The sequence below is a fragment of the Alkaliphilus hydrothermalis genome (genome assembly GCF_016908555.1).
Lineage (GTDB): Bacteria > Bacillota > Clostridia > Peptostreptococcales > Natronincolaceae > Alkaliphilus > Alkaliphilus hydrothermalis.
In genome coordinates this window covers 1-22,953 of the sequence record NZ_JAFBEE010000002.1, presented here as the reverse complement: position 1 = coordinate 22,953, position 22,953 = coordinate 1, and the positions used below count along the sequence as shown (strand labels likewise).

Annotated in this window: 18 protein-coding genes and 1 tRNA gene; 2 read left to right on the top strand and 17 right to left on the bottom strand. The window is 35.7% G+C overall.

Going from position 1 to position 22,953, the window contains the following annotated elements; translation table 11 throughout:
* Positions 1-126: 126 nt before the first annotated feature.
* From JOC73_RS01870 to selA, 14 genes are all read right to left on the bottom strand, one after another.
* Positions 127-342, bottom strand: coding sequence for a FeoA family protein (locus tag JOC73_RS01870; RefSeq protein WP_204400157.1), 216 nt, complete (start codon positions 340-342; stop codon positions 127-129).
* A gap of 197 nt (positions 343-539) precedes the next feature.
* A tRNA-Sec gene (locus JOC73_RS01865) sits at positions 540-636 on the bottom strand.
* A gap of 167 nt (positions 637-803) precedes the next feature.
* Complete coding sequence (locus JOC73_RS01860) at positions 804-1,829, bottom strand: hypothetical protein (protein ID WP_204400156.1); 1,026 nt, start codon at positions 1,827-1,829, stop codon at positions 804-806.
* Positions 1,830-1,888: 59 nt separating this feature from the next.
* Entirely contained in the window at positions 1,889-3,817 is a 1,929-nt protein-coding gene (locus JOC73_RS01855) for an ABC transporter ATP-binding protein/permease (RefSeq protein WP_204400155.1), read from the bottom strand.
* A gap of 94 nt (positions 3,818-3,911) precedes the next feature.
* Positions 3,912-4,628: an FtsX-like permease family protein gene (locus JOC73_RS01850; RefSeq protein WP_204400154.1), complete on the bottom strand. Its 717-nt coding sequence runs from the start codon at positions 4,626-4,628 to the stop codon at positions 3,912-3,914.
* A gap of 23 nt (positions 4,629-4,651) precedes the next feature.
* Positions 4,652-6,034: an ABC transporter ATP-binding protein gene (locus JOC73_RS01845; RefSeq protein WP_204400153.1), complete on the bottom strand. Its 1,383-nt coding sequence runs from the start codon at positions 6,032-6,034 to the stop codon at positions 4,652-4,654.
* A 30-nt stretch (positions 6,035-6,064) separates the two neighbouring features.
* The gene (locus JOC73_RS01840) at positions 6,065-6,214 is read right to left on the bottom strand and encodes a hypothetical protein (RefSeq protein WP_204400152.1); all 150 of its coding nucleotides are present in this window, start codon (positions 6,212-6,214) and stop codon (positions 6,065-6,067) included.
* 112 nt (positions 6,215-6,326) lie between these two features.
* Positions 6,327-6,809 carry a hypothetical protein gene (locus tag JOC73_RS01835; protein ID WP_204400151.1) on the bottom strand — a complete coding sequence of 161 codons (483 nt, stop codon included), beginning with the start codon at positions 6,807-6,809 and terminating at the stop codon, positions 6,327-6,329.
* A gap of 309 nt (positions 6,810-7,118) precedes the next feature.
* Entirely contained in the window at positions 7,119-8,483 is a 1,365-nt protein-coding gene (gene gdhA / locus JOC73_RS01830; RefSeq protein ID WP_204400150.1) for an NADP-specific glutamate dehydrogenase, read from the bottom strand.
* 509 nt (positions 8,484-8,992) lie between these two features.
* Positions 8,993-9,868 carry a GerMN domain-containing protein gene (locus JOC73_RS01825; protein ID WP_204400149.1) on the bottom strand — a complete coding sequence of 292 codons (876 nt, stop codon included), beginning with the start codon at positions 9,866-9,868 and terminating at the stop codon, positions 8,993-8,995.
* 52 nt (positions 9,869-9,920) lie between these two features.
* The gene (locus tag JOC73_RS01820; protein ID WP_243427831.1) at positions 9,921-11,372 is read right to left on the bottom strand and encodes a sensor histidine kinase; all 1,452 of its coding nucleotides are present in this window, start codon (positions 11,370-11,372) and stop codon (positions 9,921-9,923) included.
* The gene (locus JOC73_RS01815) at positions 11,347-12,036 is read right to left on the bottom strand and encodes a response regulator transcription factor (RefSeq protein WP_204400148.1); all 690 of its coding nucleotides are present in this window, start codon (positions 12,034-12,036) and stop codon (positions 11,347-11,349) included. Before JOC73_RS01815 ends, JOC73_RS01820 begins: the two co-directional genes overlap by 26 nt.
* Positions 12,037-12,231: 195 nt before the next feature.
* Positions 12,232-14,127 (bottom strand): selenocysteine-specific translation elongation factor, encoded by a 1,896-nt coding sequence (selB, locus tag JOC73_RS01810; protein WP_204400147.1) that lies wholly within the window; start codon positions 14,125-14,127, stop codon positions 12,232-12,234.
* Positions 14,128-14,180: 53 nt separating this feature from the next.
* Positions 14,181-15,584 (bottom strand): L-seryl-tRNA(Sec) selenium transferase, encoded by a 1,404-nt coding sequence (selA, locus tag JOC73_RS01805; RefSeq protein WP_204400146.1) that lies wholly within the window; start codon positions 15,582-15,584, stop codon positions 14,181-14,183.
* Positions 15,585-15,963: 379 nt separating this feature from the next.
* Here selA and JOC73_RS01800 point away from each other — a divergent pair, with 379 nt between their 5' ends.
* Positions 15,964-17,364 (top strand): alanine/glycine:cation symporter family protein, encoded by a 1,401-nt coding sequence (locus JOC73_RS01800; protein WP_204400145.1) that lies wholly within the window; start codon positions 15,964-15,966, stop codon positions 17,362-17,364.
* 181 nt (positions 17,365-17,545) lie between these two features.
* Here JOC73_RS01800 and selD read toward each other — a convergent pair whose 3' ends face one another.
* From selD to JOC73_RS01785, 3 genes are all read right to left on the bottom strand, one after another.
* Positions 17,546-18,586: a selenide, water dikinase SelD gene (gene selD / locus JOC73_RS01795; protein ID WP_204400144.1), complete on the bottom strand. Its 1,041-nt coding sequence runs from the start codon at positions 18,584-18,586 to the stop codon at positions 17,546-17,548.
* A 19-nt stretch (positions 18,587-18,605) separates the two neighbouring features.
* Positions 18,606-20,273: a beta-N-acetylhexosaminidase gene (nagZ, locus tag JOC73_RS01790; protein ID WP_204400143.1), complete on the bottom strand. Its 1,668-nt coding sequence runs from the start codon at positions 20,271-20,273 to the stop codon at positions 18,606-18,608.
* A 103-nt stretch (positions 20,274-20,376) separates the two neighbouring features.
* A complete protein-coding gene (locus JOC73_RS01785) occupies positions 20,377-21,003 on the bottom strand; it encodes a helix-hairpin-helix domain-containing protein (protein WP_204400142.1) in 627 nt (208 codons plus the stop codon).
* A gap of 190 nt (positions 21,004-21,193) precedes the next feature.
* On the opposite strand from JOC73_RS01785, the gene JOC73_RS01780 reads away from it, so the two are divergent.
* A complete protein-coding gene (locus JOC73_RS01780) occupies positions 21,194-22,516 on the top strand; it encodes a D-alanyl-D-alanine carboxypeptidase family protein (protein ID WP_204400141.1) in 1,323 nt (440 codons plus the stop codon).
* Positions 22,517-22,953: the final 437 nt, after the last annotated feature.

The following is a 22,953-nucleotide window of genomic DNA, read 5'->3' as shown; positions in this document are numbered from 1 at the left end:
ATAAATTATTATGAATTATCATTAGAATTGATATTCATTATCAATGAAAAGCCAAAATTTAATATGCTATTATCCATAGCATATTAGCAAATAATCATTAAAATTTTATATTAACTATATTATTTATTATGCTTCTAATACAATAGACTTTGCCATTCCTTCATCAATTGCATATCTACTGTCTTTGATATTAACTACATAATTACCCGCAAGTTTTGATATCAGAGTGATCTCTTCTCCTTCAAAGCATCCTAAAGAAAAAAGGAATTTTTGTATCTTTTCCTTACCTTCAACACTTTTCACATTGAAAGTCTGACCAATCTTTGCTTTAGATAATAACATATGAACTCACCCTACTTTCCTAACTTTTTAAGTAAACTTTTTAGGTTTTATATCTAGATAAAGAATATCATTCTCATTAAAAGTTGTCAATAGTTTATCACTCTATTTTTTCAATAAATGATTAATCTCACATTTGTTCGGGTAAAGACCACTCTGAGGCAGAAAAAAAGAGCCCCTCGGCTCGTCGGTTAAACTATTGGCGGGAGTACGTGGGAATCGAACCCACCCAAGAGGCTATTAACCCCTCGAACTGGTTTTGAAGACCAGAGGCAACACCAGCCACCATCTACTCCCTTATGTTTTGTGTTTTTGGAACTACTATAGTATAGCATATCTATACAATTTGTCAACAGTTTAATTTTTATTCCTCCGTCGACATTTTGTCAGGGAGATATGAGACACTACCTGGAATCGAATGGAAATGGATTTAGGTAGTTCAAATATTTCCTTTAAGTGTACAATTAATTATCTGCTTTATACTCCATCACATAATCAATCCATTGCTGACGTAATTCCTCAATATCTTTTTCATAGATTTCTTCATACTTTGCATACAGATCTTCAGCATAGTATACTTCCATGAATTTTTCAATTCCATACTCATCAATTAAGTATGTAGAATATGATTGACTCATAAGATAAAATGCTATTCTAGTTGTTTTATCTCCATTAATACCACTCATAACATTCGAAGGTATGTCCTCAGTTGGTACTCCTATGGCCTCAATCATACCCTCAACAAAGTCTTTATTTTCTTCTTCTAAAAATTGCTTTGATAAAGGAAATAAAGATTCTCTGTAATGGAATAAAGTTGGCTGTTTTCCAAGCCTATCTTGTATAAGACACGCTAAACCTTCACTTAAGGAGAGAGAACTGCTATATGGAGCTATTAAGTGAGTTATTTCATGGGGAGTTACAGAAAGATTTGTTTTGAACGCTCTAATATTTAGGTGTATCTCTAAAGTATTATAAAAGGCATAAGAACGTTTTGATGTAAAAGAAAAAGTAATGACCGAATCAAAATTCTCACCGTGTCTTTCTTTGTAAATGTCCTTCCAATTTTCTCTTTTTATATATTTAGCTATCGCTTCTACATAATAATCCACTTCATCTAAAAATTCTTCTGCTGTATCATATCCACTGCCTTTAACATTTATCCTATCTCCTATAGTCTTTATGACATCTTTCTTTATATATTCAGGTACACCATCTAAATAATCCTCTACATTTAAAAACTCTTCTGCTGAATGTTCATTATCTTTAACGTTGATCCTATCCCATGTAGTTTTTTTAACTCTGGCATATTTTGAAGTATAATACTCTTTAATAAAATAATTATCTTTGTCTATATTAGATTGAGTTTCTTTAGTAGATCGAGAAATTGTACTTGTATTCGGGTTATTCTCTAGTTGGGAATTAGTCATGATCAATGCAAAGCCACCCATAACTAATACACTAGCAATAATCATTATATATCTTTTTTTCACGCTAATACTCCCCTTTTTATCACTAATTTAATTTCAGCTGCTCAATGATAATCCTAGTTTTACAAATCCTTAATATTAGATAATATAGAATTCTTAAGAATTGTTCTATTAACTATATATACGATGGCAGAAACAAAGAATGATAAAACCAATACTAAAGCTGCAACTATATTAAACAGATTAATGATGTTAAACACTTCAACAAAACTCTTAATAAAGTCCAGTTTAAAGTACATTACTACTGCAAAAGCTAATAATGAGATAATCACTAATAATAATGATACAACACCAGTAAAGAACATCTCTGATCCCAGTATTTTATTAATATTTCGTTTGTTATACCCTATTGACCGATATAAACCAATCTCATATTTTCTTTCAAATAATGATGTAGACAGCAATGAAAAAAATGAAATTGATGCAATCACAATGATTACATATAGAGCTATTTTTGATAACTCTAAAAAAGAATCTATTTTATTGTATATTTTATCAACTTTTTTACGATGATCCTCATTTATTTCAACTTGTCCATTTTGTTCTGCAATATTTATTATTTCATCGTTAACATCCCGATTCAAATTATCTTTATATAATTTTATCTTAGTCGGTTGGAGCCCTTTTGGATATTCAAACAGGGAGGTAAATCCGTCTATAAAGTATACTGTTAGATCCGTTTCATGGACTTTATTATCATCAACCAAACCAACAACCTTCATTCTTGGTGTACCGTATTCAGCCACAATGAATTCTTTGTCATCCATTAAACTATAAACATATTCACTATCTAGTTCACCTGTCATGAACTGATCATATAACCGCTCTCCACCTATATTTAACTTAGTAAGCAAACTAATAGCACCTTCTGCACTCATCAACACTTCATTGCTTTCTTTAGGTAATCTACCATTAGTAAGCATCTCCTTTAAATATTCATTACTTGTGATCTCTTCTAAACGTGATGGAGTGTATATCCCTGATACTTGATAATCAGTACGACCTATCTTAATTGTTGAATCAAAGTTAAATGCTGCATGAATTATATCGCTTTTTGTTTCCCAATCGGACAATAAATCTTCTTCACCAACAACATCATCTTTTATGTCCAAAATAATACTCATTATTCCTTTATCAATATAATAATCATGCATATATAACCTAAAAAGTTCACTCTCCATTATTATAGCTAGAGAAGCTACTAACATGATAAAAGCAGTTAATACTATATACTTCACTGTTTGCTTATATCTTCCTATCAAATTTTTTATAGAAAGCCACAAACAATTTTCGTTATAAAGCTTATTGTTCTCTATTTTGGTAGATGCTGTTTTGTCATAATCGTTTATATCTTCAAATACGCTCCCGCTTTTTATACGTATTATTCTGTCACTGTACTTCTCTGCTACCCTTCTATTGTGGGTTACAAATAATACAAGCTTTTCCTTTGAAAGTTCCTTTATAATCCCAACGATATTTCTTTCTGTTTCTTCATCCAAGCTTCCAGTGGGTTCATCACATATAATCACATCAACATCTTTTGCAATCATTCTTGCAATTGCCACCCTCTGTTTTTGCCCTCCCGACATCTGTTTAGGGAGCTTATGAAGACAGTCTTCAAGACCCAGTTTTGTAAGTATCTCCGTAGCATTTTTTTTCTTGTTTTTGTTCTCATCAGACATACTGATGATCACATTGTCTAGTGCACTAAGATGATCAATAAGATTGAAATCCTGAAATACAAATCCAACTTTTTCTCGTCTGAATAACTCATAATCACTGATTTCTTGATCATTAAAATAGATTTCACCTGAATCTTGACGATCCAATCCGCCAATAATATTTAAAAGAGTGGTTTTTCCATTACCACTATTCCCTAAGATAGAAACAAATCCTTTGCTTGAAAACTCAACATTTAGATTATTCAGTACATTCTGCATTTTACCTTTTCTAATTTGATAACTCTTATTAATATTTACCAGTCTTAACATGGCAACCTCCTAGTTCTATGTCATCCAAGTTTAGCATATGGATAACTTTTATTTCTCTTCATACTTCTTTGATTACCGATAGTGAGTCTTTGGCCTATTTGAAAAGATTAATGATATTAACCTTTCTTAGTTCTTTACTAATTGAGAAGAGAATAATAGAAACGATCGCTAAAGCAACTCCAAAAACAGAATAAATATCTAAGTAAATGATCCTTGTCATCTCTATAATGTCATTAGGATCCAATGCATTTACTAAACGCTCGTTCATAATCAAGTTAATGATAGACCAAACAATAAGAGTACCTATTGAAACAAATAAAGCCATGAGCATCCCTTCCATAGTAAACATTGTTCTTATATTTTTGGATGAATATCCTAATGACTTATATATACCAATATTACTTCTGTTTCGATCAATGTTTGTTTTAATTCCATTGAATATTGAGAGGGCAGCAAAAATTGCCAAGATAATACATCCACCAATGATGGTCACCTTATACCCATACATATCTTTGTAATAAAGATTACGTTCATATGTAATAGGATCTTTTCCTCTGAAAATAGGTTTGAATAGTATGAAATTTTTAAATACTTTATCCCGTAGGTCTAAATCTTCATTTTCTATAAAAATACTAAAGTATCGGAATTTGTAGCTATTGGATCCAAGATACACATCAAGCATATATTTCTGAAATTCTTCTTCAAGCATATAAATGTTATCGTTTACATAAATACTCTTTTCTTCTCCATTATGCTCTACAGACAGCTTAGTCTTTAGGTTTTCGCCAGCGTTTCTAAAATGCTTCACCATACGCTCTGAAAATTCTTCGTTTGCTAGTATATATTCATCATCATCAATGATGCCAACAATCTCAAAATTGTTGTTATATGATTTTTTTCATTGTAGATTGAACTATTCTTATAAGATATATCTATCTCCGTCAGTTCATGGAGTAACTCCTCATCTGATAAATCAATTAACCAATCAAATAGACTATTTAACTCTTCATCACCTTCAACTGATATACTACGATAATCAAAGATTTTTTGCCTTGCAGCACCTTTACTGTAGAGTATTTCGTTGTTTTTTTCAGGGAACCTGCCAAAGGTTATATCCGGTAAAATATTTTCTTTTATACTAGGCTGCAGCGAATAATAGAAATTATTACGACTCTCATTATTGGACACAAAGGTGGTGGTAGTAGGTATCCCCAGCATAAGCCCTTTAACTTTTGCATTATGTACTTGATTAGAATCATCAATATTAGTTTTGATACCATTCATAGTCATTTGACTATTGACCCTTATTTGAATTTTATCCGTCTTATATTGATCATACAGGAACTGATCAATCTCATTTTCAACACCTTTAATGATCCCTGTTCCGAATATAAAAACTGCTGAGATTATTATGATCAAGTAAGAAGCATTAAACAAGCGACTTTTATTAGACAGTAAGTTAATGATGAATCGATTATTAAAGGTTTTGTCTTTTTTATAATCCTCTGTAGAATCATGAGTAGGTCGTTGCTGGTCAACTTCATTATATCGAACTTCTTCCAATTTTTTGTTTTCAATCTTCAATATAACATCGGAATACTTCTCAGCTAGTTCATCATCATGGGTAATAATAATAATCGTTTTATGCTTGAAAATATCCACTATCAGGTCCATTATTTCAAATTTTGTTTCTTCATCTAGACTTCCTGTTGGCTCATCACAAAGCAAAACATCAGTTTCTCGGGCCAATGCTCTAGCGATGGCCACTCTTTGCCTTTCACCACCAGACAGTTGGTGTGGTTTCTTATCTGCATGTTCCAAAAGACCAACTCGATCCAAAAGCTCTAATGCTTTTTTTTCTTTATCTTCAACATCGTTAGTCAACCCAATTGTGATATTTTTTATCAAGTTATGGTGGCTTATTAAGTTCAAATCTTGAAAAATGAAACTAATATTCTCTCGTCTATACTTATCAAAATCCTGTATTGGTTCTCCATTAAATAAAATTTCTCCTTCAAACTCTGAATCAATACCCCCTAACAAGTTTAAGAGAGTCGTTTTTCCACAACCACTTGAACCCAGAATTGTTGTTGTTAGTCCTAGTTCGAAAGAAAAAGATAAATCTTCTAAAATAACTTGAGACTTAGTGTTAGATTCATATTTTTTTGTAATCTTTTTTAATTCGATAATATTATTTTTACTTTTACTTTTCATCATTAACCTTACACCTGCCTACTTTTAATAGATCTAAATGAAAAACCTGTATACTATTGAGAATACAATGATAATGACAACACCTGCAATAACACTTATATTTGAGATTGATGAAGTTCTTTTTTTAAATAGGAGCCCTTTTTCATTTGAACCTTCATTGAGCCACACTCTAAAATCTTTCATATTATCCTCCTTACAATAGATAAATTTGCCTAATCATTTGAGCAGACTTTATTATCGAAGCTTTCATTTTGTTAATATATAAAACATAAATTTCTCAATTAAGTAAGCAGGTCTATACTTTATCCTCTGTATTCTCAATCAGAATTACTTTTTTATGAATATACTTTTCCCAATCATTCTTATATGTAAATCTTTCTTTCTTACCAGCTATTTCACTTTTTCCAGACAAGATAAGATAAAACAGTAGCAGCCCCCCTACAAATGATGTAAACAAACTACTGATGGCGACTAAAAATCCAAAAAAGAATCCGTTACTTTTTGCATATTTGTATAAAAGTAACAGTGTGAAAATAGAAACACACATTCCAAAGTATGTGGTGAATTCTTGATTAATGAATAATTCCTCGCCCTCATTTTCTAGCATTCGTATAGCTGTGTCTCTAATTACTTTTTTCTCCTGCATAACATTAAAGATTTTCTCATTACTTTCTTTGATCCGATGAATATTATACCCATGAATAAGAGCAACAGCTAAAGTTAATACTACATTAACAATTATTATGGTTTTTGCAAATTTTGAAAATCTGTAATACATGTTTGCCTCCTTCGGCCGCGATTTCCCGCGTCTCACATTATTTTTTGAAAGCTTATGGCTAATTTTCATAAAACACATTTATTTCCAATTGATTTTATCATAACTTTCTGCTAATTACAAGTTGTAAAATCAGAACCTATATCGATGTATCCATAGAAGTTTATTTTTGACATATTCTCCTCGAATTTTTTGCAGTGCAAGGCATAATCTCAGATATGTTTCAGTACCTGCTAAACAACAAAAACCACTTGAAACTTAAATAGCCTCAAGTGGTTTTTTATAATTAATATGATATTTAACTACTTATTCTTAATAGTCCCCTTGTGCGTGCATTGCTTCTGCAACCTTAACAAATCCAGCAATGTTTGCTCCAGCAACTAGGTTGTAACCTAATCCGAATTGCTCAGATGCCTTAGCAGCGTTATCATGGATGTTGATCATGATTTGTCTTAACTTCTCATCAACTTCTTCTTTAGTCCAAGCCAATCGCATGCTGTTTTGAGACATTTCTAATGCAGAAGTAGCAACTCCACCAGCATTTGCAGCCTTAGCAGGCCCTACGATTACTCCATTTTCAAGGAAGTACTCAATAGCTTCATTTGTACAAGGCATATTAGCACCTTCAGATACAAACTTAGTTCCATTAGCTACGATTTGCTTAGCATGGTCTAAAGTAATATCGTTTTGAATAGCACAAGGCATTACGATATCAACTTTAACTCCCCATGGCTTTTCTCCTGGGAAGAACTGTACTCCGTACTTATCAGCATAGTCCTTAACTCTTGCACCTTTATTTGCATTTAACATTTCTACTAAGTAATCAATCTTCTCTCCAGTAATACCTTCTGGATCGTAGATGTATCCGTCTGGTCCAGATAGAGTAACTACTTTACCACCAAGGTCAGCTACCTTTTGACAAGCTCCCCAAGCTACGTTACCGAATCCAGAAACAGCAACAGTTTTACCTTCAAAAGTTTGTCCCTCATGCTTTAACATTTCATTACAGAAGTAAGTACAACCAAATCCTGTAGCTTCTGGTCTAATTAAGCTTCCACCGTAAGTTAACCCTTTACCAGTAAGAACTCCATTTTCGAATGCTCCTCTGATTCTTCTGTATTGTCCATACATGTATCCGATTTCTTTTCCACCAACACCGATGTCTCCAGCTGGAACGTCTACGTCTGGTCCGATATGTCTGTATAATTCAGTCATAAAGCTTTGGCAGAATCTCATGATTTCAGCATCTGATTTTCCTCTTGGATCAAAGTCAGAACCACCTTTACCTCCACCGATTGGAAGACCAGTTAATGAGTTCTTAAAGATTTGCTCAAAACCTAAGAATTTAATAATTCCAAGATATACTGAAGGATGGAATCTAATTCCGCCCTTGTATGGTCCAAGTACTCCGTTGAATTGTACCCTCATACCACGGTTTACTTGAACATTTCCTTGGTCATCTGTCCAAGGTACTCTGAACACGATTTGTCTTTCTGGCTCAGTAATTCTTCCTAAAATGTTTGCTTCGATGTACTCTGGCTTTTGCTCTAAAACCTTTTCTAATGAAACTAAAACTTCTTCTACTGCTTGGATGAATTCTGGTTCGTTTCCGTTTCTTTGTTTAACTTCAGCAAGTACCTTTTCAATATACTGCTTTGCACTTAATTTTTCTGCCATTTTCATAAACCCCCTCGTTTTTTTAAGGAAATTAAAGCAATCCTTTTCGGATTTTACTATCTGAGATAAGTTAAAGCTTAAAACTGGAATCTTTATTATGTAAAACGTTTTCCAGCATTCTTAGATAAGTTATTTCTTTAACAATCAGATTATAACATCCCTCTTCTCATCTGTAAACACGTAAATCAAAATTTATTTTGTATACTTTTTGCAACAAATATAAATCTACTACAATATTTAAGTTTTATCAAGGTTAATATTTTATATTGAATTTTACATTTTCTATTCTCTTCTAAAATTAACTTCTTTATACGGAAAAAAACTAAACTAACACATATATCTAAAAAACCTTATGAGCCCATCCATGATTACCCCTTATAAGTAATATCCCTACCCTAGAAAGTACTAAAAATTACTACTATACAATTTCATAAATTTTTGTGGCACAGAAACCCATTACCTTTAGGTGGTGGGTAGTTGACGGATGATATATTGTATCATTGTAATTTCTAAATCTCCTTAAATATCATTTGCCATTCACCTAGTTCGTTTTTGAATTCAAACTCAGCTTTCTTTTTTTCAACTACTGATCCATCCTTATATTTTTCCTCGTAGTCCACCACCATCAGCCAGCCCTCTTTTGTCCTAATTATACTATATCCCTTGATGGTGTAGTCTACTATTTCAATTTTGTTTCTCCTCATATAATGATAGAAAATAGCATAATCAAGATCATAATCTAGGGGTCGATAGATTAAGTCATAGGCCCTTCTATATTCCATATTCTCCAGATGAGTAAAATAAGTTTCCAAAGTCTCCGAAGGGGTTGGGAAAGGTTTGTTAATTACACCTTCATTTCGAGGATAGGGCTCCTTTAAAGAAAGATTATTTTGGTAGTGCTCTATTCGTTCTCCCTCAACTAAGATTTGTACCTGCTTGATATGTTCTAATTCTGTAAGGGTATTAACAATGGAGTAGACCGTTGTCACTTCAGCCCGATCTCCACCAATGAAATTGGTGATGAATTCCTTTGATAGATTGACATAGCTAGTTCCATTTACAGTAGATACAGAAAACAATCTAGTTTGAGGAGGAATTGTTTTAGAGAGCAATTGATCTTTAGGTCCATCAATTAATTCCCGTAGTATTACCTCTTCTTTAGATTCTTTTGTCCTTTCAATGGCCCGTTGTTCCCGTTTTAGATATTCATTTCCTCCATTAGCAAAGTATATATTTACCAACTCTACGATTCTCTCTGGATATGGGGCAATTTCCAGTGGTGCTTCCCCCACCCTATCATCATAATACTGTTGAGTCACGCAGCGAGTCATTAGAATTGTAAAAATTAAAATCAATAATAAAAGCAACCAGACATTTCTCCTCATACTCCCCCCCCTCTCTGTTGATACTCAATTCATTTAGCACAAAATTACCTTCCTATGGATTCAACTCCATCGGAAGCCTAATATAAAATGTGGTACCTACATTTACAGTACTCTCCACATCTACTGTCCCTTGGTGAAGGCTAATGATTTGATGTGAAATTGAAAGTCCTAGCCCAGAGCCCCCAGTCTTTCTTGATCTTGCACTATCCACCCGATAAAACCGCTCAAATATATAAGGTAGACTATCGGTTGGAATTCCAATTCCATTATCATCTATACGTATCACCACGTATTTACCCTCCTTTAAGATACTAATAACCACCTTACCACCTTCGTCAGTGTATTTTACAGCATTATGGATGATATTCATAAGCGCTTGATATATCTTTCCCTTATCAAGATATATTTGAATCTTCTCCCACTGATTAATAAAAATCTTAATATTCTTTTTGTGGGCTAAAGGTCGTATACTATTAGCCACCTTTTCAACTAAATAATTGACAGAGGCCAACTGATAATCTAATTTTAGCTTTTCCTCATTCATATCCACCATTGCCAACAGACTCTCTATAATACCATTCAACCTATCGATCTCTGAATCAATATCCTTTAAAAACTCTTGGTACACCTCCACAGGGGTGTCTGGCTGAGTCAGTAGGGATTCCGACAAGAGTTTCATGGAACTAAGAGGAGTCTTTAGCTCACGGGACACGTTCGCCACAAAATCCTGCCGCTGCTTTTCGATATGACTAAGCTTTGTACTCATAAAGTTATAAGCCTTTGAAAGCTGTCCTATCTCATCATTTCCCTCCATAGATACCTTTTGGTCCATCGCCCCATGGGCAGTCTTTTGCATCACTTCTGTCAATTCCTTGATGGGTTCAGAAATCATATCAGAAAGCAGAAGGCTAATGACTGTAATTAAAAGCAACGTGATAAGTGATATAAAAAATAGTAGGTTTTTAATGTTATTGATTCTTTGATACGTATCCTCCAAGGAAACAGATAAAAACACCACCCCTAATATTGTGTCAGAATAATCGTCATAGTAACTAACAGGAACCCCAATATATAGAACCTTGCCGAATTTAGGCAAATCATATTGGTGGCTTATTTGCTCCCCCTTCATTGCTCTATTGACTTCATAGAGGTTTATTGGGGAATTTTTCAAATCATGGAAGGAGTCGTACATTACAGTATTCTCACGATCTACTATCAAAATCCTCCCATCCACCAGACGGCTGACTTCCTCCATCATTTGACTCAAAACAAGCTGATTGAACATTTTATTTTCCTCGTCCACCGACAGCCGTACTCTGTTGGATATAATGTTTCCTTGAGTGATGTAACTGATTTCCTTTTCAGTTATATAGTTACTCTTGATTCGTTCATAAACAAAAATATTAATAATCAACAAAGCAATAACTAGTAATAATAAATAGGTGGATAAGAGCTTCCACCTAATACTAATAAACTTACTATTTATTCCTAAAATAGTACCCAACCCCCCACTTAGTCAATATGTATTCGGGGTGACTGGAGTTTTTTTCAATTTTTTCTCTTAATCGTCTGACATGCACATCCACTGTTCGTAAATCTCCAAAGTATTCATAGCCCCAAATAATCTCCAATAGTTCCTCCCGAGCATATACCTTTCCTTGGTTGGAAGCCAATAAAAGTAATAGATCAAATTCTTTTGCTGTCAAATTGATATCTTCATCTCTAATAGTTACTTTTCGTCCAAGCGTATTCATTTTAAAGTCATCAATTTTAATCACTCGATCAATTGAAGACTGGTCAGTATTTTGGAAACGTCTCATTACAGCTTTAATTCTTGCCTTTAGCTCCAAAATGTTAAAGGGCTTCGTCAAATAATCGTCAGCTCCATACTCTAAACCTAAGATTTTACTGATATCTTCACCCTTAGCAGTAAGCATGATGATTGGTGTCTGTTGGTCTTGTCTAATTTTTTGACAGACCTCCAATCCATCCATTTTGGGTAGCATCAAGTCTAAAAGGATTAAGTCTACTTTTTCATTAAGGGCCTTTTCAACCGCTTCTTCTCCATCAGTTGCAGTTATAATCTCATATCCATCCTGTTCTAAACTATATTTCAGACCTTTGACTAATAAAGGCTCATCATCTACAATTAAAATCCTATTTGCCATATATTATCACCTCATCTATTATTATTCCCCTTTAGCCTTATGAAAACCCATTATCTTCTTCGTCACTTCAAAAAATCAGCACTCTTACGTATTACACTTTCATTATATATAATATTTACATATAATTAAAGATAAAAAACTGGACAATCTTGCCCAGTCATTATATTTGAATACTCTTAGTTAAATCCTGCCCTTCTAATACAGCGTTCTCTTATCTTCATCCCGTTTTGTAATCCTGTTATTATCAAAGTATTCTAATATTGCCATGGCATATTTTCTACTTGTATTTAATATGTCTCTAAATTCTGCAAGGGTTATACTTCCGTTTTTTTGAATGTACTCCGTTAACTTCCCTTGAGCATCCTCTATAGCTTTTTGATGGATTAGAACATCTGGACTTACTCGAACTAATTCCTTACCCATCAGCGCTTCTACTACTTGCTCCACCTCTTGTTTTTTGAAGGTACTTGCTTTGATGGCATCTTCAATCTTTGGTGTGCTATAGGGCTCTTTTAAATAAGCATCTTCAATTTGTTTCTTAATTTTACTTTGTGTGTCATTAAATTTAATTTCAAAATCGTAGTTGGCAATAAATTTATCAAAGGTTTTAACAAATTGATCCTCTTTTATTTTTTCAATAAAAGCGTCAATAACCTTACCTTTTTTCTTAGCAAAGATTTTACTCTTTAGCTCTTCCTTAAGCATTCCCTTTCTGAGGGGATTGCTGGTATGGTATTCAGAAAGCATCTCCTTTATTTTGTCCTTTAAACCCTCATAATATCGTCTATGTAGAAGATAATTTCCTTCCAATAAAATAACTCTGTCTTTTTCTAACAAGGGCTTTAACAATGCTTCTATCTCTGTGGTCTGCTGCCCCGTCATCTTTGCTAATACTGATAAATCGGGGAATTCGTTACTGACACTTTCAATATGCTTTTCTAATATTTCCTCTGGTGTACCCTTTTCCTTCATCTTCAATTCTTGGATGACCTTATCATCAAATCTTTTATGTTTTTTGGGGTTGGCATCTACCACAACAAAGCCTCCGATAGTCTCCATCGGTGAGTAGAGTCTAACCACAATATGATCTCCCTTTTTTACAGCCGTTGCCTCCTCCAATCTTAACTGAATAAAGCCTGTTTCTCCAGGTTGCAATTCTTCCTTATCCAACAAGGCAACACGGGCTAATATTTCAGTAGATCCATGATATAATCTTACGCGATCACGATTTTGAAGCTTTCTAGGATAATCTTTAAGTAATTGTAGTTTTCCATCCAGCATCATGGTGGTTTCTACCGAGTCAGCCTGTACCAGGATTTGTCCCCGTTCAATGTCTTCCTTCTTAACATTGGCTAGATTAATTGCTACCCGCTGACCGGCGTAGGCAGTTTCTACAGATTTGCCATGGACTTGTATACTTCTTACCCTTACCTTTACATTTTCAGGTAAAATTTCTAAGGTTTCTTCTAAAGAAATTTTACCTTCTATCAGGGTTCCCGTTACAACCGTCCCAAATCCTGTTATGGTAAAAACTCGATCTATAGGCATCCTCACAGGGGATTGAATATCTCTACTGTCGGTTTCCTCTGCTAAATCATCTATTTTTGCAATTAGTTCCTTAACTCCTATCCCTGCAACAGAATCCACCGCCAAAACCTCTGCTTCCTTTAGGAAGGTTCCCTGTACTTTTTCCCGTACATCCTCCTTGATCAGCTCCAACCAGTCTTCGTCAACTAATCCTGCCTTTGTTATAACAATGATTCCTTTTTTAATCTTTAATAATGAAAGTATGTCTAAGTGCTCTTTGGTCTGGGGCATTACCCCTTCGTCTGCTGCAATCACCAGCATAACGATATCCATTCCACCTACTCCGGCCAACATGTTTCTGATAAACTTCTCGTGACCAGGTACATCAATTATTCCAGCCCTTTTGCCACTGGGTAAGTCAAAATGAGTAAAGCCTAAATCTATTGAAATTCCCCTCTTTTTCTCTTCCTTTAGACGGTCTGTATCTCTACCAGTCAAGGCTCTGATTAAAGTTGTTTTTCCATGATCTATATGCCCAGCAGTTCCGATAATAATATGCTTCACAAAATCCCTCCTTTAATTTAAAACCCGAAGTTTTATAGCATTTATTTAACATATTAGCTTAATACTTTTTTTAGGGCATCACAAATAATTGGGAAATCCCTCTCCTTGATTGTTCTTAAATCTATGATTAATTTATCACCTTGGATTCTAGTAATGATTGGTGTTTTATTTAGACGTAGGCCTTCCTCCAACTGGTTAACGGACAATTTACTGGAGGTAAGCTGGAGCACCTTTGTAGGTAACTTTTCTAAAGGTAGAGAACCTCCCCCTACTTGAGAATAGTCATCCTTGATTTTGATATCCACATCAAGATTTTCCTTTAAGATGATGTTTAGCAAGGCAACTGCCCTCTGATGGATCGGCTCGATGGTTTCTGTAATCATCCTTAATGTAGGGAGCTTCTTTATAGCCTCCTCTTCATCTAAATAATATTTTAAAGTTGCTTCTAAAGCCGCCATTGTTAGCTTATCAACCCTAAAGGCTCTAGTAAGAGGATTCTTCTTCATTTTTTCAATCCATTTTTTACTACCGATGATGATTCCAGCCTGAGGTCCCCCCAATAGCTTGTCTCCACTAAAGGTAATAATGTCAACCCCAGCCTTCACACTGTCCTGAACCGTTGGCTCATAGGTTAGTCCATATTTCTGCAGGTTGACTAACACCCCACTTCCTAAATCCTCCACCACCGGCACTTTGGTCCGTTTTCCCAACTCCACCATCTCTTCTAGTGTAACTTCATCTGTAAAGCCTAGAATTTTGTAATTACTCGTATGTACCTTCAACAAAACAGCAGTATCTTCACCAATGGCATTTTCGTAGTCCCTTAAATGAGTTTTGTTTGTCGCTCCAACATCCACCAGCTTCGCGCCACTCTGCTCCATTACTTCTGGAATCCTAAAGGAACCACCGATTTCTACTAATTCTCCTCTAGAAACGATTACTTCCTTGTTCTTCGCCATCGTTCCCAGCACCAATAGTACAGCCGCAGCATTGTTATTCACCACTAGGGCATCCTCTGCTCCTGTGATGTTTTTAATGATCTCAACCACATGGCTATATCGACTCCCTCTTTTTCCTGTACCGACATTGATTTCAAGAGTAGAGTACCCCGATGCCACAGACCAAACAGCTTCTTTGATTTCGTCACTTAAAAGGGCCCTACCTAAATTTGTATGTAAAACAACCCCTGTTCCATTTACTACTTCCTTTAAATTCATGGACATGAACTCTTCACAGGCGCCAATGGTGGATTGGATTAATTTATTTTCTTCAATCCTGTAGTTCTCTAATTGTTCATCCTTCATGTTTAACAGTTTATTTCGTTCCCTCTGGATACTTTCTCTCGTCTGCTCAACAACAACTTTTCTTGGTATTCGTTTTAATATATTCAATAAATCTTCGTGATTTAATAGTTCATCCACAGAAGGCAATGTACTCAGTAGTTTTCCCTTGTTCAATTTTTTTCCACTCCTTGATTATAATTATTCCCCTAAATTATAACATATTTTGATAACTAGTATACTATAATTAAGCTTCTTCTATAAATCATTGCATCTACCCTTTGAAATATACTAAATAAATTTAAATCTTATTAAAAAATTGTTCTAATTATATATTATTTATGATAGAATATGATTACATATAATTAATTTTCAAAACATTCGAACTATTTTAAGAATAATTCCATGTTATTGTACCAATCAATCTTTTTAATTTCACCATCCCTGTTAGGAATTATTATGATGATTTTTATTATTACTAAAGGAGGTGTCTATAAAAAATTACTATTTTTTGCTTCACTAAAATAATTTCATAGGAAGAAGGGAGATTGGGTTTATGTTAGGTTTTGTAAAAGCAATTCATGATTTTAATGGAATCATTAATAGTCTTGTATGGGGTCCCTATATGCTGGTTTTATTAGTAGGGACAGGAGTATTCTTTACTCTAAGAACAAATTTCCTCCAGATTAGACGGTTTGGTTTTACCATGAAGGAAACATTGATGAAGATTTTTGAGAAGCCCGAAGCCAGCGAAGAAGGAGATATTACCCCCTTCCAAGCTTTATCTACTGCACTAGCTGCTACTATTGGTACTGGTAACATTGCAGGGGTTGCTACTGCCATAGCCCTAGGGGGACCAGGTGCAATCTTCTGGATGTGGGTTTCTGCCTTCTTCGGTATGATGACGAAGTTTGGTGAGGTTGTGCTTGCTATCAAATATAGAGAGAAAAACGCTGAAGGAAACTGGGTTGGCGGACCAATGTATTACATAGAAAAGGGACTTGGGTTGAAGTGGCTTGCGATTGTATTCTCCATTTTTGGTGCACTTGCTGCTTTTGGAATTGGTAACATGGTTCAATCCAACTCTGTAGCTGCTGCTCTGGAATCTACCTTTAGTATTCCTCCTTACATCACAGGTATCTTTTTGGCAGTTGCTGCTGGTGCCGTTATTTTAGGTGGTTTAAAAAGAATTGCTGTTGTTACTGAGAGAATTGTTCCTTTAATGGCTGTTTTCTATATGGTGGGAGCAACCCTTATTCTGATATTAAATATCAAGGGAATTCCAAATGCCTTTGCCCTAATTTTTAAACACGCCTTCTCCCCAGCAGCGGCTGTAGGTGGATTTAGTGGTGCATTTGTAATGCAGGCTATGACCCGTGGTATTGCTAGAGGAGTTTTCTCAAATGAGGCTGGTCTGGGTAGTGCTCCTATTGCCCATGCCGCTGCAAGAACAGATCATCCTGTACGACAAGGTCTTTGGGGAATATTTGAAGTATTTGCCGATACGATTGTAATATGTACCCTTACAGCCCTTACTATTCTTTCTACAGGAGTTTGGCAGAAGGTTGCTGGTGTCAACGAAGCAGGGGTAGAATATGGCTTTACAGGCGCTGCTCTTACAACCGAAGCCTTCAACACAGGTCTACCTGGCCCTGGTGGAATCATAGTTGCTATAGGAATTTTCTTCTTTGCCTTCTCCACCATCCTAAGTTGGGCCTACTATGGTGAAAAGTGTGCTGAGCATTTATTTGGCACTAAGGTTAATAAGATTTATCGAATTATTTGGTTGCCCTTAATTTTTGTAGGGGCGATCGGAAACCTAGAGTTAATTTGGAGTATTGCTGATACTTTAAACGGTCTAATGGCTATTCCTAACCTTGTAGGACTATTGGGGCTAAGTGGTGTAATCTTTGCCCTAACCAAAGAATTCTTTGGGTCTAAAACAAAAGCAAACTAGTTGAGTTATTAAAAGAGCAAAGTCTTCCTTCGGAAGATTTAATTGATGACTTATGTTGAAACTCATTTACGAAAAAGTTCTCTTTTAGATTAATTTAATGTAGATCTTTCCTATTAGTTAAAAAAATAGTACCCTAGTTCCACTGTAAATTTATACGATGGGCTAGGGTACTTTTTATAAGCTATTTAAGATAAATAGTATAATTCTTCTTTTCCATTACTCGTCCTACTACCGCAAAGGAATTACGATTAATCTTTTGAAGGGCTTCAAGGGCCGCTTCAACATTATCTTCCCTAATGGCAATCAATAATCCTCCTGATGTTTGAGGATCATACAACAAATCCTCCACCACTTCTTTTACTTCAACTAATTTCTTCACTTCTGCTTCAATATGCTTTTTATTGGCATACATACCTGCTGGGATAATTCCCATTGCTGCCAGTTCAGATGCTCCCTCCAACACTGGAACACGACTACTATCAATTTCTATACTCAGATCACTTCCCTTTGCCATCTCGTAGACATGACCAAGAAAGCCAAAGCCTGTAATATCTGTACATGCAGAAACATCTAAATCCACCACAGCCTCCATGGCATACTTGTTCAAGGTCATCATGGTATCCACCGCCCCTTGATACTGCTCTTCTGTGGCAATATCAGCCTTGATGGCAGTATTTAAAATACCCAGCCCTAAAGGCTTAGTCAAAATCAGTACATCCCCTGCTCTTGCTGTTCCATTAGCCCACACCTTCTTTGGATGAACTGTACCTGTTACTGAAAGTCCATACTTAGGCTCTTGATCGTCAACCGTATGACCACCAACTAGTATTGCTCCTGCTTCTATTACTTTGTCTGCTCCACCTTTGAGGATTTGTCCCAAAATATCCATTGGTAGACAACTGGGAAAACATACGATATTCATTGCCGTCAAGGGTTGCCCCCCCATTGCATAGACATCACTCAAGGAGTTGGCAGCAGCAATTTGCCCAAAGGTATAGGGATCATCCACCACTGGTGTAAAGAAATCTAATGTCTGTATTAATGCTAAGTCCTCCCTCATTTGATAAACTGCCGCATCGTCGGAGGTATCTAATCCTACTATTAATTTTTCATTTTCTATTTTAGGTAAATGACACAGTACCTGTGCTAGGACATCGGGTCCTATTTTAGCAGCTCAGCCAGAACTGGTGGTCATTTGCGTCAATCTATGTTCTTTTGTCATTATTTTTGTCATCCTCCAATCATTCAGCATTTACGGGAACAGGATTCTTCCCTTTTATCGGTATGATTCCCTTTATGGCCTGTAGGGTGCTGATTATTCCCTCCCTTTGGCTTGTATAGATAGCCAAGTGACTATGAAAATCTCCTAGATAAATCATCTCATAGGGTTCTGCCAAGGAAACCAAAATCAATTTTTTACTTTTTTGAAGATACTTTAATAATACACTACTCTTTTGACTTTGATAACCCTTTTCTGATAAGAAAATCACTCGATCATATTGATGTATTGAATTCTTCAAATCTTCTACATTAAGGTGTTCATCTATATAGTAGAAATCGCTATTCCTGTAATATCCTCTGACTAGATTTTCTAAGGATTCCCTTTTCTTAGTCATAGGGTTGTTATAGTTTTTTCTTTTTTTCGCAACAACCATAACTTTTCCCTCATGAAATGGGACTAGTTGAAAGTCATTTGCGATAGCAGTAACTGCTCCATCCGTCACCCTCTTACTATGGTCAACCGTTGCCTGATAAAGGTCTTCATAGTTTTCTTCCGATTCGATGACTTCCCCCAGCAATCCATAGCGGTATTTTAGGTCAAGAATTCGTTCCACCGACTGGTCAATCCTTGCCTCGGTCAATCGTCCGGATTCTACTGCTAACCTTATTTTTTCAATCGTATCCTCTACCTTGTGGGAGGATGCCACCAATAATAGGATATCTACCCCAGCATCAATAGCCCTAATCGCCGCCTCAGAAGTGGAATAAATGGAAGTGATTGCCTTCATGGAACCTAAATCGTCAGTAATAATCACACCTTCATACCCTAAACGTTCCCTTAATTCTCCTTGTAGTATAGTAGAAGACAGGGTTGCAGGATTGTTGGGATCTAATTCTGGAAGCTTAATGTGGGCAGTCATGATTAAGTCAGCCCCCTCCCTTGCAATAATTTCAAAAGGCTTCATGTCCTGCCCCCGTATATCCTCCTTTAAATTGGGGTTGGTGGGTAATTGCAGGTGGGAATCTTGATGAACATTACCATGTCCTGGGAAATGCTTTAGGGATGAAATTACACCGACCTTTTCTTGTCCCTTCATGAATGCTCCTGCCATATTAGCAACCTTTAGTGGACCATTTCCAAAGGACCTTAACCCAATGATTGGATTACGATAATCTCGATTTACGTCCACCACAGGGGCAAAATTCAGATTAATCCCCAGATGTCTTAGCATTCTTCCCGTCAATATCCCTTGTTCTTCTGCTAATTGGAGATTATCGGTTGCCCCCAATGCCATATTTCCAGGAAAGGAGTAGAATAAACTGTCCAACCGCGAGACAATCCCCCCCTCTTGATCTATTGAAATAAACGGAATCAGACCTTGGTTCGTTTCCCCAAGCCTCCGAATTTTCTCTGTGGTTTTTTTAAGTTCTTCATAACCTTTAATATTATGATTAAATAGGATATATCCACCTATTTTTTTGTTAATCACATAATCCTCCAACTGATGTTCATGGAAGCTGACCATCAACATTTGTCCGATTTTTTCCTCCAGAGTCATTTCTTCTATATGCTGACTGATGGCTTCTTTGAGGGTTTGATGTTTAATTTCGTCATAATTGGTGGATACAAAGCTACTGAAAATTCCTGTTAGCAGGATCAATAGCCAGCTCATAATTTTTTCTATCATTTTGACCTCCTAGCTATATATGTGAGCGGACGTAGCATATATGCAATACGTGTGGTTGTTGATTCTTTGCGGTGACCCAGAAAATGAAAGGGGTTTTAAAAGTCTAAGGCGTGATATGATCTTTAATTTGCAAGTATTTTTTTTCACCAATCCCTTTAACATTCTTAATTTCCTCAATGGAGTTAAAGGGGCCCTGCTGTTGTCGATATTCTATGATTCTTGCTGCCAAAGCTTCCCCTATCCCCTTTAGCTTGGTAAGTTCCTCTGCTGAAGCATGATTGATATTTATTTTTCCTAAACTGTTTACTTGTCCATTGTTTATATTATTATTAGTTTGATTGCTATTTTCCCCACTAACTTGTCCAGTTGGAGAGTTGCTTTTTTCTTCTCCTTTTGCTGGTATATATACCTGAGTACCATCCTCCAGCTTCATGGCCAGATTAACCTTTTTTCGATCTGCCTTTTCCGTCAGCCCACCTGCGGCTTCTATGGCATCGGCTAGTCGGCCCCCTTCTTTCATTTTATATAAGGCTGGTTTTGCTACTGCTCCCTCCAGATGTACCATAATAAACGAAGGGTCTATATTTAATTTTACCTGATTTTCCTCACCTTTTCCACTGACTTCATAAATCATCATTTTTTCTCTATGATGACTATAAAAAGAGATTCCACCCATAAGTATTCCAATCATAAAGAATATTAACCATTTTTGTTTCTCTGTTAAGCCCATGCTTCCACTCCTTAACCAACATTTCATTTTTTAAGTTTATTTTTTATCTAATTCTCGCCATGGTATAATTTTCCCTCTTTTAAATTTCTTTTTCCCTTAAAATTTAATGGTTTTTTTGCTATACTATAAGTACTGTAATTTTACAAAGAAAAATTTAACCAAATTCATACATAAATAAAGGGGAACTGATATGAAAAAAATACCTAGCAAATTAACTAGCTTAATCTCGATGATTTTACTAATTACGATCCTATCCACCAGTAGCGTCTTCGCCGCACCACAGATGACTGCACCCAATGCCGTACTTATGGATTTTCAATCAGGAGAAGTGTTGTATGATCACAATGCCCATGAGATTACCTTCCCCGCCAGCACCACTAAGGTTATGACTGCCATCTTAGTTATAGAAAATACAAAATTGGATGATGTTGTCACTGTTGATAAGGAATATTTTGTAGATGGTGCCAGTATGTATCTTAAAGAAGGGGAGTCTTTTACTGTAGAAGAATTACTACAAGCATTAATGATTCGTTCCGCCAATGACGTTACTGAATTGTTTGCAACCCATATTTCAGGTTCTGTGGAGGAGTTTGCAAAGCTCATGAATGAAAGAGCGAAGCAGCTGGGAGCAAAAAATACCCATTTCACTAATCCCCATGGTTTGCCCAACGACAATCATGTCACCACTGCTTATGACCTTGCCATTATTGGTAGACATGCCATGACTTTTCCAAAGCTAAGGGAAATTGCAAGGACCACTAATGTCGTTTTTGAAGAAACACCACAGACACCAGAGAAAAGATATTATCGTAACTCCAACAGATTGCTTTGGGGTACTGGTGGTGGTAATCAAATCCTGTATAGAGGTCAATATGTAAATATTAAATATGATGTTGTGGAGGGTATTAAGACTGGATATACGGTAGCTGCCCAGCAGTGCTTAATCACTTCTGCTATGCAGAATGAGCATAGAATAATCGCTGTAGTTTTAGGAGCAAAGGGTTCAAATATCTACCTAGATACGAGGACATTAATTGACTATGGTTTTGAAAATTTTAAGAGTCAGCCCCTATTGGAGGAAGGTGTGGTGGAGGCTGAAATTCCATTAAATAACGGAATTAAGGAGTCTTTATCCTTAGTCACAGCATCGGGCTATGCACCCATTTTCCCTATTGACAAGGATACCTCCACGATTAAAAAGGAGATCGTTCTAAATAAAGACGTTGATGCACCTGTATATAAAGGTACTGCCTATGGAAAAATTGTTTATACTATAGGGAATGAAACTCTAAAGGAAATTGATTTAGTAGCGACTGAAACCATCGAGGCGAAGCCTCCTCTGATTCAAAGAAATAAGCCCTTTAGATATTTAGTTTATTTCCTAGTTGCTTTTACTCTATGGAAGCTTTTAGTCTTCTATCTTCGTCTTAAGAAGCAAAAAAGGGTCGGATTTATGGGTAGCAGACGTAGATCTAATGGATTACAGTTTAGCAAAAGATTAAGAAGAAGATAATACAAATGGGTTAGTGAAGAATGATGTTTCTTCGCCAACCCATTGTTTTTTTATCTTTTCCGACGACGAGTAATTAAGCTATTTGTGTTACTTCATAGGTCATTTGGCAGGCTGCAGTATCTTAAGAATCCTCCTCGGTTTTCTTCAGATACTCCGTAGTAACTTTTAAAAACCACACTTTCTATAACTGGCGATTGCTCTTTCATTATTTTACCTTAAAATTAAGAGATTTTTTCATCCCTAAGGAGTCAGAAAGAAGAACGAAATCGCTATCACGATGGGTTTTGAAATTGCAAAATTATTACTATGTCAATAAAAAGTACAAGTTAGAAGAGTCAACAAATCGAGTAGGCTGGAACCTTGCAATTCCAACCCCTCACAGAACCGGACTTGCCCTATTAAGGCATCCGGCTCTTCACTTCACCATTTACATAACA